This is a genomic window from Pseudomonas sp. G5001, from assembly GCF_013385475.1.
GTDB lineage: Bacteria > Pseudomonadota > Gammaproteobacteria > Pseudomonadales > Pseudomonadaceae > Aquipseudomonas.
Genome location: NZ_JACAPZ010000007.1, coordinates 48368 through 65663 on the forward strand (window position 1 = coordinate 48368; position 17296 = coordinate 65663).

At 61.7% G+C, this 17296-nt stretch carries 12 protein-coding genes; 11 read left to right on the top strand and 1 reads right to left on the bottom strand.

Translation table 11 applies throughout. From position 1 onward, the window contains the following. The first annotated feature begins 129 nt into the window (after nucleotides 1-129). From rpmE to HX805_RS06200, 3 genes are all read left to right on the top strand, one after another. Entirely contained in the window at nucleotides 130-360 is a 231-nt protein-coding gene (rpmE, locus tag HX805_RS06190; RefSeq protein ID WP_003209330.1) for a 50S ribosomal protein L31, read from the top strand. Nucleotides 361-401: 41 nt separating this feature from the next. Then, a complete protein-coding gene (locus tag HX805_RS06195) occupies nucleotides 402-1190 on the top strand; it encodes a thermonuclease family protein (RefSeq protein ID WP_102606389.1) in 789 nt (262 codons plus the stop codon). Between the two features lie 181 nt (nucleotides 1191-1371). Next, on the top strand, nucleotides 1372-2640 hold the full coding sequence (locus HX805_RS06200) for a malic enzyme-like NAD(P)-binding protein (RefSeq protein ID WP_003209334.1): 1269 nt from the start codon (nucleotides 1372-1374) through the stop codon (nucleotides 2638-2640). A gap of 195 nt (nucleotides 2641-2835) precedes the next feature. Here the strand turns inward: HX805_RS06200 and HX805_RS06205 are convergent, their stop codons facing one another. After that, nucleotides 2836-5292 carry a penicillin-binding protein 1A gene (locus HX805_RS06205; protein ID WP_371316571.1) on the bottom strand — a complete coding sequence of 819 codons (2457 nt, stop codon included), beginning with the start codon at nucleotides 5290-5292 and terminating at the stop codon, nucleotides 2836-2838. Between the two features lie 220 nt (nucleotides 5293-5512). Here HX805_RS06205 and pilM point away from each other — a divergent pair, with 220 nt between their 5' ends. The 8 genes from pilM to gltB all read left to right on the top strand — a co-directional run bounded on the left by pilM (nucleotide 5513) and on the right by gltB (nucleotide 17283). Then, nucleotides 5513-6166: a type IV pilus biogenesis protein PilM gene (gene pilM / locus HX805_RS06210; RefSeq protein ID WP_023659347.1), complete on the top strand. Its 654-nt coding sequence runs from the start codon at nucleotides 5513-5515 to the stop codon at nucleotides 6164-6166. After that, complete coding sequence (locus HX805_RS06215) at nucleotides 6166-6717, top strand: PilN domain-containing protein (protein ID WP_003209339.1); 552 nt, start codon at nucleotides 6166-6168, stop codon at nucleotides 6715-6717. Before pilM ends, HX805_RS06215 begins: the two co-directional genes overlap by 1 nt. After that, complete coding sequence (locus HX805_RS06220; protein WP_177116703.1) at nucleotides 6714-7739, top strand: pilus assembly protein PilP; 1026 nt, start codon at nucleotides 6714-6716, stop codon at nucleotides 7737-7739. Before HX805_RS06215 ends, HX805_RS06220 begins: the two co-directional genes overlap by 4 nt. Nucleotides 7740-7808: 69 nt before the next feature. Next, on the top strand, nucleotides 7809-9146 hold the full coding sequence (locus tag HX805_RS06225; RefSeq protein ID WP_177116729.1) for a type IV pilus secretin PilQ: 1338 nt from the start codon (nucleotides 7809-7811) through the stop codon (nucleotides 9144-9146). A gap of 4 nt (nucleotides 9147-9150) precedes the next feature. Then, nucleotides 9151-9669: a shikimate kinase AroK gene (gene aroK, locus HX805_RS06230; RefSeq protein ID WP_003209345.1), complete on the top strand. Its 519-nt coding sequence runs from the start codon at nucleotides 9151-9153 to the stop codon at nucleotides 9667-9669. 147 nt (nucleotides 9670-9816) lie between these two features. Then, nucleotides 9817-10917 carry a 3-dehydroquinate synthase gene (gene aroB, locus HX805_RS06235; RefSeq protein ID WP_003209346.1) on the top strand — a complete coding sequence of 367 codons (1101 nt, stop codon included), beginning with the start codon at nucleotides 9817-9819 and terminating at the stop codon, nucleotides 10915-10917. 10 nt (nucleotides 10918-10927) lie between these two features. After that, complete coding sequence (locus HX805_RS06240; protein ID WP_003209350.1) at nucleotides 10928-12487, top strand: SPOR domain-containing protein; 1560 nt, start codon at nucleotides 10928-10930, stop codon at nucleotides 12485-12487. Between the two features lie 350 nt (nucleotides 12488-12837). Further along, nucleotides 12838-17283, top strand: coding sequence for a glutamate synthase large subunit (gene gltB, locus HX805_RS06245; protein ID WP_003209351.1), 4446 nt, complete (start codon nucleotides 12838-12840; stop codon nucleotides 17281-17283). Nucleotides 17284-17296 lie beyond the last annotated feature (13 nt).

Consider the following 17296-nt stretch of genomic DNA (forward strand, 5'->3'; position numbering starts at 1 on the left):
GCTTTTCTGATGAAAGGGGCCGTTGTGCTTCTTGCGCGTTTAAAAAGGTCTGGTAGAATCCGCGGCCTAATTACGTGCGGTATTCAACAATAGTGTTGATTGGCGGCACGCTAGCCTGAGGAATACACCATGAAAGCCGATATCCATCCAAACTATGTTGCCATCGACGTTACCTGCAGCTGCGGTAACAAGTTCGAAACCCGTTCGACTTTCGGCAAAGCTCTGCCAATCGACGTGTGCAACGAGTGCCACCCGTTCTACACCGGTAAGCAGAAGACTCTGGATGTTGGCGGCCGTGTTGACCGCTTCAAGACCCGCTTCGGTGCTTTCGGCGCTAAAGCTGCTCCTAAAGCCGAGTAAGGCTGGTCCGCTTGGATGGCCTGTATGGCTTGTCCTCGCTGATGAAAAAGGCGTCCCTTGTGGGCGCCTTTTTTGTGTCTGCGATTTGGCTGGCGCCCGCCCAGGCCGAGGTATTCTGCCCGGCGCCCGGCGATGTCGCGACCTTCGACGTGCAGCGGGTAGTGGATGGTGACACCGTGCGCCTCAAGGACGGCCGCAGCATACGCATGATCGGCGTCAATGCCCCGGAAACCGGCAAGCAGGGGCGCACTGATGAGCCCTTCGCCGTGGCCGCTCGCGAGCGCCTGCAAAGTCTGGTGGACGCGAGCGGTGGGCGCGTTGGCGTGGTGCCCGGACGGGAGAGCAAGGACCGTTACGGCCGCACCCTGGCCCATCTCTACGGTGCCAATGGAGCAAATCTGGAAGCGCAGTTGCTCGCCGAAGGCCTTGGCTTCCAGGTGGCGGTCGCGCCGAATGTGGAACTGGTGGCCTGCCAGCAAGCCGCCGAACGCAGCGCCCGGCAGGCCCGGCTGGGGGTGTGGCGCCGGTCACCGGTGGTCGATGCGGCGAAGATCCAGCGCTCGGGCTTTGCCGTGGTCAACGGCCGAGTGAGCAAAATCGAACGCAATCGCGGCGGAGTCTGGATTGAGTTGCAGGGCTCACTGGTACTGCGCATTGCACCCAATTTGGTGGGCCGATTCGACAGTGCGCTGTTGAAAGGTTTGCAGGGCCAGTCCATCGAAGCCCGCGGCTGGGTGCTGGACCGCTCCCGACGCGGCGGCCTGGAAAAGGGCCAGGCACGCTGGCTGTTGCCACTGACCGATCCCGGCATGCTCGAGCAGGCGCCGTAAGAAAAAATTGTAGACATTTTTCAGGTCGATTGTGAACAGTTGAGCCCTTGTATCCCGTGGCTCTTGGCCAAAAGTCGTAGGGCAGGGCCCTTGACACCTGTGACTGCCCAGTCTTGTGGGGACTTTGCGACACGCGTATCCTCGGCGGTCCGTCGACCAACAGTAAAAGCGGAATGCCGATATGTCTGATTTGAAAACTGCCGCTCTCGAATATCATGCCCATCCTCGTCCAGGAAAGCTGAGTGTAGAGCTCACCAAAGCCACTGCCACCGCCCGCGACCTGTCGCTGGCCTACAGCCCTGGCGTTGCCGAGCCCGTACGTGAAATCGCCCGCGATCCTGAACTGGCCTACAAGTACACCGGCAAAGGCAACCTGGTTGCAGTGATCTCTGATGGCACCGCGATCCTCGGCCTGGGTAACCTCGGCCCATTGGCTTCCAAGCCAGTCATGGAAGGTAAGGGCGTGCTGTTCAAGCGCTTCGCCGGCATTGACGTATTCGATATCGAAGTCGATTCCGAGAGCCCGCAGGCTTTCATCGACACCGTAAAGCGCATCTCCATCACCTTCGGTGGCATCAACCTGGAAGACATCAAGGCACCTGAGTGCTTCGAGATCGAAAAGGCCCTGATCGAACAGTGCGACATCCCGGTATTCCACGATGACCAGCACGGCACCGCGATCGTTACCGCGGCCGGCATGATCAACGCCCTGGAAATCGCCGGCAAAACCCTTGGCGAAGCCAAGATCGTTTGCCTGGGCGCCGGCGCCGCGGCCATCTCCTGCATGAAGTTGCTGGTGAGCATGGGCGCCAAGCTGGAAAACATCTACATGGTCGACAGCAAGGGCGTTGTGCAGTCCGAGCGTACCGACCTGAACCAGTACAAGGCGATGTTCGCGCATCCGTCCTCCAAGCGTACCCTGGCTGACGCCCTGGACGGTGCAGACGTGTTCGTTGGCCTGTCCGGCCCGAACCTGCTGAGCGCCGAAGGCCTCAAGTCCATGGCGGCCAACCCGATCGTGTTCGCGTGCTCCAACCCGGATCCGGAAATCTCCCCGGAACTGGCCCACGCCACCCGTAGCGACGTGATCATGGCCACCGGCCGTTCGGACTACCCGAACCAGGTCAACAACGTACTGGGCTTCCCGTTCATCTTCCGTGGTGCCCTGGACGTTCGCGCCAAGCGCATCAACGAAGAGATGAAAGTTGCGGCCGCCAACGCCCTGCGCGAACTGGCCAAGCTGCCGGTTCCTCAGGAAGTGTGCGACGCCTACGGCGGCATCAAGCTGGAATTCGGTCGTGAGTACATCATCCCGAAACCAATGGACAAGCGCCTGATCACCCTGATCTCCGATGCCGTGGCCAAAGCCGCAATCGAGACGGGTGTGGCCACCCTGCCGTATCCGAAGAACTACCCGCTGCAAAGTGTGGATGATGTGTTCAACGGCTAAGCCGTTGTAGCGCACCACCAAAAAGCCCCGGCTCTTGCGAGTCGGGGCTTTTTTTGTGGCTGGCAATTGGCTCGAGCCTGGCGGTGATCCAACTGTGGGAGCGGGCTTGCTCGCGAAGACGGTGTGTCAGTCGGCCCATCTGAGCCTGATACTCCGCTTTCGCGAGCAAGCCCGCTCCCACATTGGAACTGCGTGTTAGAACAAATCGATCGGCGCCGCCTCGTCCGCCGGCAGCGGGCTGCCCGGTGCAACACCATTGCCCAGCTCGTTGACCGACGGCGGCGTGTCCTCGCTCTTGAACAGCTCGAAGTACGCATTCGGCGTGCTCGGCGCTGCTGCACGGCCGCTGACCGGGTCGATCCGCAGGCTCAGGATGCCTTCCGGTTCCGGCTGGGTATGCAGCGGCATATCCTTCAGCGCGGCGCCCATGTAGCTCATCCAGATCGGCAGCGCGACGGTGCCGCCGAACTCCCGGCGACCGAGGCTTTCCGGCTGGTCGTAACCGGTCCATACGGTGGTCACGTAGTCGGCGTTGTAGCCGGAGAACCAGGCATCCTTGGAGTCGTTGGTGGTACCGGTCTTGCCGGCGATATCGGCACGGCCCAGGGCCAGGGCGCGACGCCCCGTACCTTTCTTGATCACGTCTTCCAGGATGCTGTTGAGGATGTAGGTGGTACGGCCATCCACAACGCGTTCGGCTACCGCCGGCGCTTGTGGTGCGGCGGGAGCGCCGGCTGCCGGGGCTTCGCCTGGCGTCGGCTCGATGGTGATGCCGCCGTTGGCCGGTGCTGCCTGGCCGTCAGTGGCCGCGACGCCATTGACCACGTCGCCCGGGACCCGTGGTGGGTTGGCGGTGAACAGGGTTTCGCCGCTACGGCTTTCGATCTTGTCGATCAGGTACGGGGTGATCTTGTAGCCACCGTTGGCAAAGGTGCTCCAGCCGGTGGCGATTTCCATCGGCGTCAGCGTGGCGGTACCCAGTGCCAGGGACAGGTTGGGCGGCAGGTCCGACTTGTTGAAGCCGAAGCGGGTGATGTAGTCGATGGTCTTGCCTACGCCCATCGCCTGCAGCAGGCGGATCGACACCAGGTTACGCGACTTGTACAGCGCCTCGCGGACGCGGATCGGGCCGAGGAAGGTGTTGGTGTCGTTCTTCGGGCGCCAGACTTTGTCCAGGTACTCGTCGACAAACACGATCGGTGCATCGTTGACCAGGCTGGCGGCGGTGTAGCCGTTATCCAGTGCAGCGCTGTAGATGAACGGCTTGAAGCTGGAGCCCGGCTGGCGCTTGGCCTGGGTGGCGCGGTTGTAGTTGCTCTGCTCGAAGGCAAAGCCGCCGACCAGGGCACGGATTGCACCGTTCTGCGGGTCAAGCGAAACCAGCGCGCCCTGTGCCACGGGCACCTGGCTGAATTTCAGGCTGTCGTCCTTCTGGCGCTGCACGCGAACCAGGTCACCGACCTGCGCCACGTCCGACGGCTGCTTGGGCATCGGGCCCATGCTGTTGGTGTTCAGGAAAGGGCGGGCCCATTTCATGCTGTCCCACGACACATGCTCTTCGCCGGTGCGGGTCAGTACCTGCACGCCATCTTTCTTCACCTGGGTGACGATGGCGGGTTCAAGGCCGCTGATCGGGCGCTGTTTGCCCAGCTCGACGGTCCAGGCGCTCAGGGTCTTGCCCGGCAGGCGCGATTCAGGGCCGCGGTAGCCATGGCGCTGGTCATAGGCGACCAGGCCATCGTGTACCGACTTGTTGGCGATTTCCTGCAGGTTGCTCGGAATCGTCGTGGTCACGCGGAAACCTTCGGTGTACGCCTCGCTGCCATAGCGGCCGACCATCTCGGCACGGGCCATTTCGGCGATATACGGGGCATTCACTTCCGGGGTCGGCACGTGATAGCTGGCGTTCAGCGGCTCGGCCACCGCACTTTCGTACGCGGCCTGGTCGATCTTGCCCAGCTTGTACATGCGGCCCAGGATCCAGTCGCGGCGCTCTTTGCTGCGCGCCGGGTTGGCCAGCGGGTTAAAGCGTGAAGGCGCCTTGGGCAGGCCGGCAATCATCGCCATCTGCGCCAGGCTGGCGTCACGAATCGACTTGCCGTAGTAAACCTGTGAAGCCGCCTCGATGCCGTAGGCGCGGTTGCCCAGATAGATCTTGTTGACGTACAGCTCAAGGATCTCGTCCTTGGTCAGCTGACGTTCGATCTGCAACGCCAGGAGGATTTCCGTGGCTTTGCGGGAAAAGCTGCGTTCGCTGGTGAGGAAGAAGTTCTTCGCCACCTGCATGGTGATGGTGCTGCCACCGGATTGAATGTGTCCGCTTTTGACCAACTGCGTGGCCGCCCGCACCAGGCTGCTTGGGTCGACGCCATAGTGATTGGCGAAGTTATCGTCTTCAGCCGACAGCAGGGCGTTGATGAAATTGGGTGGAATGTCGGCGAAACGGATCGGTGTGCGGCGCATTTCGCCGAACTCCGCGATCAGTTTTTCATCGCTGCTGTAGACCCGCAAAGGAATCTGCAACTGGATACTTCTCAGGGCCTCTACGGAGGGCAAACCCGGACTAAGGTAGAGATAGGCCCCGCTGAGCACGAGCATCAGCCCGCAGACGATCGCGACAATGGAGTACCCGAAAAACTTCAGCAGACGAATCAAGGCTTTTGGATTTCCAAGGAAAAGAATGGGTTAGGCGTCGGGGCATGCACGGCAAGTGGTGGATCGACCCGGCCAGCAGATAAACGCGGGAAAAAACGCTGGGCATTAAAGCATTTTTCGGCTTCGGGCGTCATTCGCGCCGCTCATACAAGCCGACCGAATGCAGGAAGCCTGGCAGCAATCAGTCCGTAAGACAGGGAAAGTTTTGGGGAGTTTTATGAGAAAGGGATTTTTCAGGCGAAAAGCCGATGCCGTCCTGGGTATCGACATCAATGACACCGGCGTCAGGCTGGTGGAACTGGAGGCGTCAGGCACTGGCTACAGCGTGCGGGGCTACGCTATGCAGCAGTTGCCGGCCCATGCGGTGGTCGACAGCAGCGTGGTTGATTTCGATGCCGTCGCGCAGGCACTTTCCCGGGCGCTGGTACAGGCGCATACATCACTCAGGCATGCCGCTGTGGCCGTGGCAGGGCCCTCGGTGATTACCCGCGTGCTGGAGATGGACACGGGGCTGACGGATGCTGAAATGGTGCGTCGAATCCATGGGGAAGCAGACCAGTACATTCCTTATCCGCTGGAGGATGTGGCTATCGACTTCCAGGTGCAGGGCCCGTCGGCCCATGACCCGCAAAGCGTCGATGTGCTGCTGGTTGCCTGCCTCAAGGAACAGGTGGAGGCCCGTGAGGCAGTTTTGGCCCTTGCGGGGCTGGCGACGCGGATAGTGGATGTCGAAGCATTTGCATTGGCTCGCGCGGGCAGGCAGGCTTCGGACAGCATCACGCCGGGCCGTCGTGTCGATGGCGCGCAATGGGCCGTGGATGCCCAGGGAATGGGAGTGGCCTGCGGGCTGGCCCTGAGGAGTTTCGACTGATGACACGAATCAACCTGTTGCCGTGGCGCGCAGAACGGAATGAGCGGCGGCGCAAATATTTTCTGGTGTTTTTGGCGGGGGCTGCAGCGGTGGCGCTGGCTGCGGTTTGGCTGGCAGACCAGGTGATCGACCGTGCAATCGATCGGCAGTTGGCCCGCAATAACCAGTTGAGCCAGGGTGTCACCGGGCTCGACTCGCGGATCAAGGCCATCGACGAACTGCATGAGCAGCGCCAGCAGTTGATGGAACGGATGAAAGTTGTGCAGGGTTTGCAGGACGATCGTGCGGCGGGTGCTCAGTTGCTGGACCAGTTGGCCCGCGCCGTGCCGGAGGGGGTGCAGTTGCGCGAAGTGAGCGTCGACGGCGGTTCTGTTTCCATCAGCGGCACGGCCGGATCGAACCGGGACATTGCTCAGTTCATGCGTGGCCTCGAAGCTGCCGAAGACTTGGAAGCGCCCCGGCTTCAACGGGTTCGCGGCGCGCAGGAGGGCGACGACAATGGCTTCCAGTTGACGGTTCGCCATGGTCACTCGGATGAGGTGCGCCAATGAGAGGGGCGTCAGGCCTGCCAGGGCTGACAGAATCCGATATAACCCAGCTCTGCCAGAACGCCGCCAACTGGCCCTTGCCGGGCAAGGCGTTGCTGGCTGGCGCGGTGGTTTGCCTGCTGTGGGCGGTGGGCAATACCTTCTACTTGAGTGGGGCGCGGGAGCAACTGCGCCAGCTTGAGTCGCAGGAAGTGGCGCTTGAACAGCAGGTCGCGCTGAAAACCAGCCAGGCTGCCGGCCTGGAGTCCCTGGTCCGCGAACTCGAAACAATGCGAGGCCATTTCGCCAACCTGTTACGGCGGCTGCCTGCCGACACCCAGGTACCCGGCCTGCTTGAAGATATTGGCCGCCTGAGTGCCGCCAATGGCTTGGTGCTGGAGGCCATCGAACTTCGGGATGACCAGCCTCGCGGCCTGTACATCGAATCGCCCATGCAGATTGGCGTCACCGGGACTTTTCACGACCTGGCGGCGTTCATCAACGGCATGGCCAGCTTGCGAGGAATTGTCACGGTGCATGACTTGGCATTCAGTCCTGTCGATCCCTCGGAGTTGCATCTCAGTCTGGTAGCCAGGACCTATCGTCACAACCGCCAGGCGGGCGATGACCCGAAGGTTGATTTGCACCCGCCGGCACAGGCTGTCGCCGAGCCCGGGCCGCAGCAAGTGGCCTACGATTTTGCAGCCTTGCGCGACCCTTTCCAGCCGCCCTCTCGCCAACTGGTTCGACCCGCCGGGCGACCGGCTGCCGGACCTGATCTCGCCAGACCTCGCGGAATCCTCGAAGGCTTCGCCGTGGAGCAGTTCGAAATGGTCGGGACCTTGTCCCTGGGGGCTCAAACCTTCGCCCTGCTGCGCGGAGCGTCGTCTGTCCATCGCCTGGCAATCGGCGATTACCTGGGCCCGGACCACGGGCGCATCACGGCGATTCATGACTCCCATGTCGAACTGGCCGAGCTTTTCCCGGATGGCCAGGGCGCGTGGCTGGAACGCTCGCAAACCCTTGCCCTGAACGTGAACTCATAACGGAAACAAACAATGAAAAGGACTTTTTCGTCCTTCGGTGTGGCGCTATGGATAGCGTTCACGGCACCGATGGTCATGGCTGTGCCCAATCGAATCGACTTGATTCACCTGCCGCCACCTGGCAATGCGCCCCTGAGTACCGGACGCGTGGCATTCACCGGGGACAAGCTGTCCCTCAACTTCCAGAACATCGAGTTGCGCGCGGTGTTGCAGCAGATTGCTGACGTTGCCGGCCTCAATCTGGTGACCAGCGACGACGTGCAGGGTTCGATCACCCTGCGCCTCAAGGACGTGCCCTGGGACCAGGCCCTGGACCTGGTGCTGCAAACCAAGGGGCTGGACAAGCGTGTGACGGCCAATGTGCTGCTGGTCGCGCCGGCCGAGGAGTTGGCCGCCCGCGAGTTGCTGGCGATGGAGTCGCGCAAGCAAATGACTGACTTGGCACCGCTGCGCCGCGAGTTGCTGCAGGTCAATTACGCCAAGGCGTCGGACCTGGCCAAGCTCTTCCAGTCGGCCGTGGGCCTGGAAGGCGCCACCGATGAGCGCGGCTCGGTGGCGGTGGATGACCGCACCAACAACATCATCGCCTACCAGACCCAGGAGCGGCTGGAGGAACTGCGCACGATTGTGGCGCAACTGGATATTCCGGTAAGGCAGGTGATGATCGAGGCGCGGATCGTCGAGGCCAATGTGGATTACGACAAAAGCCTTGGCGTGCGCTGGGGCGGGCAACTGAATCGGGGTAACTGGGGAGCTGGCGGGATCAGGAAGCCGCTGGCGGAGGGGGCCGAGCCGCCTGAAAACCCGCCCAGCTCGCCGTTTGTGGACCTGGGGGCGGTCAACGGCAGCGCCGGCCTGGGTGTCGCGTTTATCACCGACAACCTGCTGCTGGACCTGGAACTGACCGCCATGGAAAAAACCGGCAATGGTGAAATCGTTTCGCAGCCCAAGGTCGTCACCTCCGACAAGGAAACCGCGCGAATCCTCAAGGGCACCGAGATTCCCTATCAGGAGTCCAGCTCCACCGGCGCGACCTCGGTGTCGTTCAAGGAGGCCTCCTTGTCATTGGAAGTGACCCCGCAAATCACCCCGGACGGCTGGGTGATCATGGAGGTCAAGGTCACCAAGGACGAGCCCGACTACCTGAACAGGCTCAACGATGTGCCGCCAATCAAGAAAAACGAGGTCAATGCCAAGGTGCTGGTCAAGGACGGGGAGACCATCGTGATCGGCGGGGTTTTCTCCAATACTCAAAGCAAAGTGGTAGATAAAGTGCCATTTTTGGGCGATGTGCCGTATCTTGGCCGCCTTTTCCGGCGGGATGTGGTTTCGGAGAAAAAATCCGAGCTGCTGGTATTCCTGACTCCGCGTATTATGAATAACCAGGCGATTGCTGTGAGTCGTTGATTCTGTGCGAAATTTGATTCTTGTAGGACCGATGGGGGCTGGAAAAAGCACCATCGGCCGTTTGCTGGCCAAAGAGCTGCGCCTGCCATTCAAAGACTCCGATAAGGAAATTGAATTGCGCACGGGCGCCAATATCCCGTGGATCTTCGATAAGGAAGGCGAACTGGGCTTTCGCGACCGCGAGCAGGCGATGATTGCCGAACTGTGCGGCTGCGATGGCGTGGTATTGGCCACCGGCGGTGGCGCAGTGATGCGCGACGAGAACCGCCGGGCGCTGCACGCCGGCGGTCGCGTGGTTTATCTGCACGCGTCTGTCGAGCAGCAGGTGGGCCGCACCGCTCGCGACCGCAATCGCCCATTGCTGCGCACCGCCGACCCGGCAAAAACCCTGCGGGACCTGCTGACGCTGCGCGACCCGCTTTATCGGGAAATCGCCGATCTGGTGGTGGAAACCGATGAGCGGCCGCCACGAATGGTGGTTCTCGACATTCTCGAGCGCCTGGCACAGTTGCCACCCCGTTAAAGCCAGGGCCGAAATGCGCTATCCTCGGCGGCGCGTCATGACCGTCCGAGTTGTGGCGTAGAGCCATCAGGCAGCGTCAGATCCCGACGTTGCCGACAACGTTAATGTAGGGCAGGACGCCTGCTTTCATCTTCAACGCGGGGACACATGCAGACACTTAAGGTCGATCTTGGCGAGCGCAGCTACCCGATCCATATTGGCGAAGGTTTGTTGGACCAGCCCGAGTTGCTCGCACCGCATATTGCCGGGCGGCAAGTGGCGATCATCTCCAATGAAACGGTCGCGCCGCTGTATCTTGAGCGTCTGAGCCGCAGCCTGGCGGCGTACTCGGTGATCTCGGTGGTGCTGCCGGACGGCGAGGCCTTCAAGACCTGGGAAACCCTGCAACTGATCTTTGATGGCCTGCTGACGGCCCGTCATGACCGGCGCACCACGGTGGTGGCGCTGGGTGGCGGTGTGATCGGCGACATGGCCGGCTTTGCGGCGGCCTGCTATCAGCGCGGCGTGGACTTTATCCAGGTACCGACCACCTTGCTGTCCCAGGTCGATTCGTCGGTGGGCGGCAAGACCGGCATCAACCACCCCCTGGGCAAGAACATGGTCGGCGCGTTCTATCAGCCGAATGTGGTGCTGATCGACACTGCCACCCTCAATACCCTGCCACCCCGCGAGCTGTCGGCGGGCCTGGCGGAAGTCATCAAGTACGGGCTGATCTGCGACGAGCCGTTCCTGACCTGGCTGGAAGAACACGTCGACGCCCTGCGCGCCCTCGACCAGGTGGCACTCACCGAAGCGATTTCCCGCTCCTGCGCCGCCAAGGCGCTGGTGGTGAATGCCGACGAACGTGAGTCCGGCGTGCGCGCCACCTTGAACCTCGGCCACACCTTCGGCCATGCGATCGAGACCCACATGGGCTATGGTGTGTGGTTGCATGGAGAGGCCGTAGCGGCTGGCACAGTGATGGCATTGGAGATGTCGCAACGCCTGGGCTGGATCAGCGCCCAGGAGCGTGATCGCGGGATCCGCCTGTTCCAGCGCGCCGGGTTGCCGGTCATTCCTCCCGAGGAGATGACCGAGGCAGATTTTCTCGAACATATGGCAATAGACAAGAAAGTGATCGACGGTCGACTGCGACTGGTGCTGTTGCGCCGAATGGGCGAAGCGGTAGTGACCGACGATTATCCGAAAGAGATTTTACAGGCCACGCTGGGAGCGGATTACCGCGCCCTGGCCCAGCTTAAAGGTTAATAAGATCCCGATGACTAGTTTGCATGCCGACGAGGCGTTCCTCGGCCATTACCAGTTAAGCCACGACCCTTTTGCTCCTCGGGTGCCTGGTTTCAAGTTTTTCCCTGCGCAACGCAAGCCGGTGCTGGGGCAACTGCACCACCTGGCGCGCTACAGCCAGTTGCTGCTGGTGGTCACCGGCCCATTGGGCAGCGGCAAGACCTTGCTGCGCCAGGCACTGGTGGCCAGCACCAACAAGCAATCGGTACAGAGCGTGGTGGTCTCCGCCCGTGGTGCCGGTGATGCGGCAGGCGTGTTGCGTCAAGTGGCCCAGGCCCTCGACGTGTCCACTGCCGAGCCGAATGCGATCCTCAAGCAAGTGGTGCAACTGGGCCTGACCGGCCAGGAAGTCTACCTGCTGGTGGATGACGCCGAGCAGCTCGACGAATCTGCCCTGGAAGCGTTGCTGGCCCTGGCGGCCGGTACGCCTGAAGGGCGCCCGCATGTGTTTCTGTTTGGCGAGTCTTCGCTGATCGCCGAACTTGAACAGATCAGCGGCGAGCAGGAGCTGTTCCACGTCATCGAACTGCAGCCTTACGAAGAAGAAGAAACCCGCGAATACCTGGCCCAGCGGCTGGAAGGCGCAGGGCAGGGCATCGAACTTTTCTCCGCTTCGCAGATCTCTGATATTCACGAAAGCTCCGACGGCTGGCCTGGCACCATCAACCAGGTTGCCCGGGATGCCATGATCGAAGCCATGATTGCCAGCCGCTCAGCGGTAAAGCGTCCAAAGATGGGGTTTACTATGCCGAAGAAGCACGTATTGGCAATTTCTGCCGTTGTCGTGGTTGCCGTCGCCGCCGCCTGGTTGATTCCAGGTCGCAACAAGGCACCGACCACCGCTGGCGCGCCAACCGAACAGGCGCAGTTGCCACTGGGCAAGCCAACACCGAACGTTGAGTTTGCCAACTCCGGCCAACCCACCAACCTGCCAATGGTCGGCCAACCGGTGATGCGCGGCCCGCTCGCCGAAGAAGCTGGCGGCATCTCCGAAGGCGACGATGGGGTGCCCGTTGAAGGCTCCAGCGCCACGCCGCCGACCGTGACCACCACCGCGCCACCTGCGGGCGTGCCAGCCGGTCAGCCAGCGGCCAAGCCGACGCCAGCGCCAGCCCAGGTCGCCACCGCCAAGCCTGCGCCTGTTGCCAAGCCGGTCGCCCCGGCGCCTGCGGCCAAACCGGCTCCAGCCGCCAAGCCTGCCGAAAAACCGGCCGTCGTGGCCAAGGCCGCGACTGGCGCTGCCGGCAGCAGCTGGTATGCCAGCCAGCCTACCGGTAACTTCGTGGTGCAGATCCTCGGCACCAGCTCCGAAGCCAACGCCCAGGCGTTCGTGAAAGAGCAGGGCGGCGAGTACCGTTATTTCAAGAAAGTGCTCAACGGCAAGCCTCTCTACGTGATCACTTACGGCAACTTCTCCAGCCGTACAGCAGCGGAATCCGCTATCAAGGCCTTGCCAGCGAAGGTTCAGGCTGGTAAACCTTGGCCTCGCACTGTCGCCAGCGTTCAACAAGAACTGGCAACAACTCGCTGAAGATCCGGCGGCCTTACCCAGGCCGCCCTCTCGGCACCTCAAAAAAAACAACACAGCGTGCAGCCCTGAAGGCCGCGCGCTTTGTGGTGTCTGCGTCACAGTGGCTTTTGAGTCGTAGCGGTCAAAATTAAAAAAGTTTTGACTAGCACAGCATATCGCTTTAAACCTTTCATAAATGCGACATAGATTTGCGACATTTCGTCGCTAAATTTGTGAGCGTCTGTGTCGGTGTGTACAATGACCTCCCTTTTGCCCCCGCTAAGCCGGCGTACGTTCGGCGTGGAAGGTAACCGGTTGAATTGAAAAGAAATTTGCCTCGGAATAAGAGGCAGCCTGGTGAGAAAGTGTCTATGAAAGCAGGTCTGTACCAACCCGATGAATTCAAGGATAACTGCGGTTTCGGCCTGATAGCCCACATGCAGGGCGAGCCCAGTCATACCCTTTTGCAAACGGCCATCGAGGCCCTGACCTGCATGACCCACCGCGGTGGGATCAACGCCGACGGCAAGACCGGTGACGGTTGCGGCTTGCTGATTCAAAAGCCCGACCAGTTCCTGCGCGCAGTCGCCAAGGAACATTTCGGCGCCGATTTGCCCAAGCAGTACGCTGTGGGCATGGTGTTCTTCAACCAGGACCCGGTAAAAGCCGAAGCTGCTCGCGAGAACATGAACCGCGAGATCCTGGCCGCTGGCCTGCAGCTCGTCGGCTGGCGCAAAGTGCCGATCGACACCAGCGTACTCGGCCGCCTGGCCCTGGAGCGCCTGCCGCAGATCGAACAAGTGTTCATCGCAGGCGACGGCCTGAGCGACCAGGACATGGCGATCAAGCTGTTCACCTCTCGTCGTCGCTCGTCCGTGGCCAATGCCGCCGACACCGACCACTACATCTGCAGCTTTTCCCACAAGACCATCATTTATAAAGGCCTGATGATGCCGGCGGACTTGACCGCCTTCTATCCAGACCTGAGCGATGAGCGCCTGCAAACCGCAATCTGCGTGTTCCACCAGCGCTTCTCCACCAACACCCTGCCGAAATGGCCGCTGGCCCAGCCATTCCGCTTCCTCGCCCACAACGGCGAGATCAACACCATCACCGGCAACCGCAACTGGGCCGTGGCCCGTCGCACCAAGTTCGCCAACGACCTGATGGACCTGGAAGAGCTCGGCCCGCTGGTCAACCGCGTGGGTTCCGACTCCTCCAGCATGGACAACATGCTCGAACTGATGGTCACTGGCGGCATCGACCTGTTCCGTGGCGTGCGCATGATCATTCCGCCAGCGTGGCAGAACGTCGAGACCATGGACCCCGACCTGCGGGCGTTCTATGAGTACAACTCGATGCACATGGAACCGTGGGACGGCCCGGCCGGCGTGGTAATGACCGACGGTCGCTACGCCGTGTGCCTGCTCGACCGTAACGGCCTGCGCCCGGCGCGCTGGGTGACCACTACCAACGGCTTCATCACCCTGGCGTCGGAAATCGGCGTGTGGAACTACAAGCCGGAAGACGTGATCGCCAAGGGCCGTGTTGGCCCGGGCCAGATCCTCGCCGTGGACACCGAGACCGGTCAGATTCTCGACACCGATGCCATCGACAACCGCTTGAAGTCCCGTCATCCGTACAAGCAATGGCTGCGCAAGAATGCCCTGCGCATCCAGGCAACCATGGAAGACAACGACCACGGTTCTGCCTTCTACGACGTCGACCAGCTCAAGCAGTACATGAAGATGTACCAGGTCACCTTCGAAGAACGTGACCAGGTGCTGCGCCCACTGGGCGAGCAGGGCTACGAAGCCGTCGGCTCCATGGGCGATGACACGCCAATGGCCGTGCTGTCCCAGCGCGTGCGCACGCCGTACGACTATTTCCGCCAGCAGTTCGCCCAGGTGACCAACCCGCCGATCGACCCGCTGCGCGAAGCCATCGTGATGTCCCTGGAAGTGTGCCTCGGTGCCGAGCGCAACATCTTCCAGGAATCGCCTGAGCACGCTTCCCGCGTGATCCTCAGCTCGCCGGTCATTTCCCCGGCCAAATGGCGTTCGTTGATGACCCTGGACCGCCCGGGCTTCGACCGGCAGATCATCGACCTGAACTACGACGAGAGCCTCGGCCTGGAAGCCGCTGTGCGTAACGTCGCCGATCAGGCTGAAGAAGCCGTGCGCGCCGGCCGTACCCAGATCGTGCTGACCGACCGTCATATTGCCCCGGGCAAGCTGCCGATCCACGCCTCCCTGGCCACCGGCGCAGTGCACCATCGCCTGACCGAAAAGGGCCTGCGTTGCGACTCCAACATCCTGGTTGAAACCGCCACCGCCCGCGACCCGCATCACTTTGCGGTGTTGATCGGCTTCGGCGCCTCGGCGGTGTATCCGTTCCTGGCTTACGAAGTACTCGGCGACCTGATCCGTACCGGCGAAGTGCTGGGCGACCTCTACGAGGTGTTCAAGAACTACCGTAAAGGCATCACGAAGGGCCTGCTGAAGATCCTGTCGAAGATGGGCATCTCCACCGTCACGTCCTACCGCGGCGCGCAATTGTTCGAAGCCATCGGCCTGTCGGAAGAAGTTTGCGAGATGAGCTTCCGTGGCGTGCCGAGCCGCATCAAGGGTGCGCGTTTCGTCGACATCGAAGCCGAGCAGAAAGCCCTGGCCGCCGAAGCCTGGAGCGCGCGCAAGCCGATCCAGCAAGGTGGCCTGCTGAAGTTCGTGCACGGTGGCGAATACCACGCCTACAACCCGGACGTGGTCAACACCCTGCAAGCCGCCGTGCAGCAAGGCGACTACGCCAAGTTCAAGGAATACACCGCGCTGGTGGATAACCGCCCGGTGTCGATGATCCGCGATTTGTTCAAGGTGAAAACCCTGGACACGCCGCTGGCCATCAGCGAGATCGAGCCACTGGAATCGATCCTCAAGCGTTTCGACTCCGCCGGTATTTCCCTGGGCGCCTTGTCGCCCGAGGCTCACGAAGCCCTGGCCGAAGCCATGAACCGCCTGGGTGCGCGTTCCAACTCCGGCGAAGGCGGTGAAGACCCGGCGCGCTACGGCACCATCAAGAGCTCGAAAATCAAGCAGGTCGCCACTGGCCGCTTTGGTGTGACCCCGGAATACCTGGTCAACGCCGAAGTGCTGCAGATCAAGGTTGCCCAGGGCGCCAAGCCGGGTGAAGGCGGACAACTGCCAGGCGGCAAGGTCAACGGCCTGATCGCCAAGCTGCGTTATGCAGTGCCGGGCGTGACGTTGATTTCACCGCCGCCGCACCACGACATCTACTCGATCGAGGATTTGTCGCAGCTGATTTTCGACCTCAAACAAGTCAACCCGCAGGCCCTGGTCTCGGTGAAACTGGTCGCAGAAGCCGGCGTGGGCACCATCGCCGCGGGTGTGGCCAAGGCCTATGCCGACCTGATCACCATCTCCGGCTACGACGGCGGCACCGGCGCTTCGCCGCTGACCTCCATCAAGTACGCCGGTGCGCCGTGGGAACTGGGCCTGGCCGAGACTCACCAGACCCTGCGCGGCAACGACCTGCGCGGCAAGGTCCGGGTGCAGACCGACGGTGGCCTGAAAACCGGCCTCGACGTGATCAAGGCTGCAATCCTCGGCGCCGAAAGCTTCGGCTTCGGCACCGCGCCAATGATCGCCCTGGGCTGCAAATACCTGCGCATCTGCCACCTGAACAACTGCGCCACCGGCGTGGCCACTCAGAACGAGAAGCTGCGCAAGGACCACTACATCGGGACCGTCGACATGGTGGTGAATTTCTTCACCTACGTCGCCGAGGAAACCCGTGAGTGGCTGGCCAAGCTGGGCGTGCGTTCCCTGGAAGAGCTGATCGGCCGTACCGACCTGCTGGACATCCTCGAAGGCCAGACCGCCAAGCAACAGCACCTGGACCTGACGCCGCTGTTGGGCAGCGATCACATCCCGGCCGACAAGCCACAGTTCTGCCAGGTTGACCGCAACCCGCCGTTCGACAAGGGCCTGCTGGCCGAGAAGATGGTCGAGATGGCCACTTCGTCGATCAACGACGCAAGCGGCGGCGAATTCGCCCTGGATATCTGCAACTGCGACCGTTCCATCGGCGCACGCATCTCCGGCGAAATCGCGCGCAAGCACGGCAACCAGGGCATGGCCAAGGCGCCGATCACCTTCCGCTTCAAGGGCACCGCTGGCCAGAGCTTCGGCGTATGGAACGCCGGTGGCTTGAACATGTACCTCGAAGGCGACGCCAACGACTACGTGGGCAAGGGCATGACCGGCGGCAAGCTGGTGATCGTCCCGCCAGTGGGCAGCGTCTACAAGACTCAAGACAGTGCCATCATCGGCAACACCTGCCTGTACGGCGCAACCGGCGGCAAGCTGTTTGCCGCGGGCACGGCCGGTGAGCGTTTCGCAGTGCGTAACTCCGGTGCCCACACCGTGGTTGAAGGCACCGGCGATCACTGCTGCGAGTACATGACCGGGGGTTTTGTCGCGGTGCTGGGCAAGACCGGCTACAACTTCGGTTCGGGCATGACCGGCGGTTTCGCCTACGTGCTCGACCAGGACAACACCTTCGTCGACAAGGTGAACCACGAGTTGGTGGAGATCCAGCGGATCAGCGGCGAAGCGATGGAATCCTATCGCAACCACTTGCAGCATGTGCTGGACGAATATGTCGAGGAAACCAACAGCGAATGGGGTCGCAACCTCGCTGAAAACCTCGATGACTACCTGCGCCGTTTCTGGCTGGTCAAGCCCAAGGCTGCCAACCTGAAATCGTTGCTTTCCAGCATCCGTGCCAACCCGCAGTGATATGCGCCTGAAG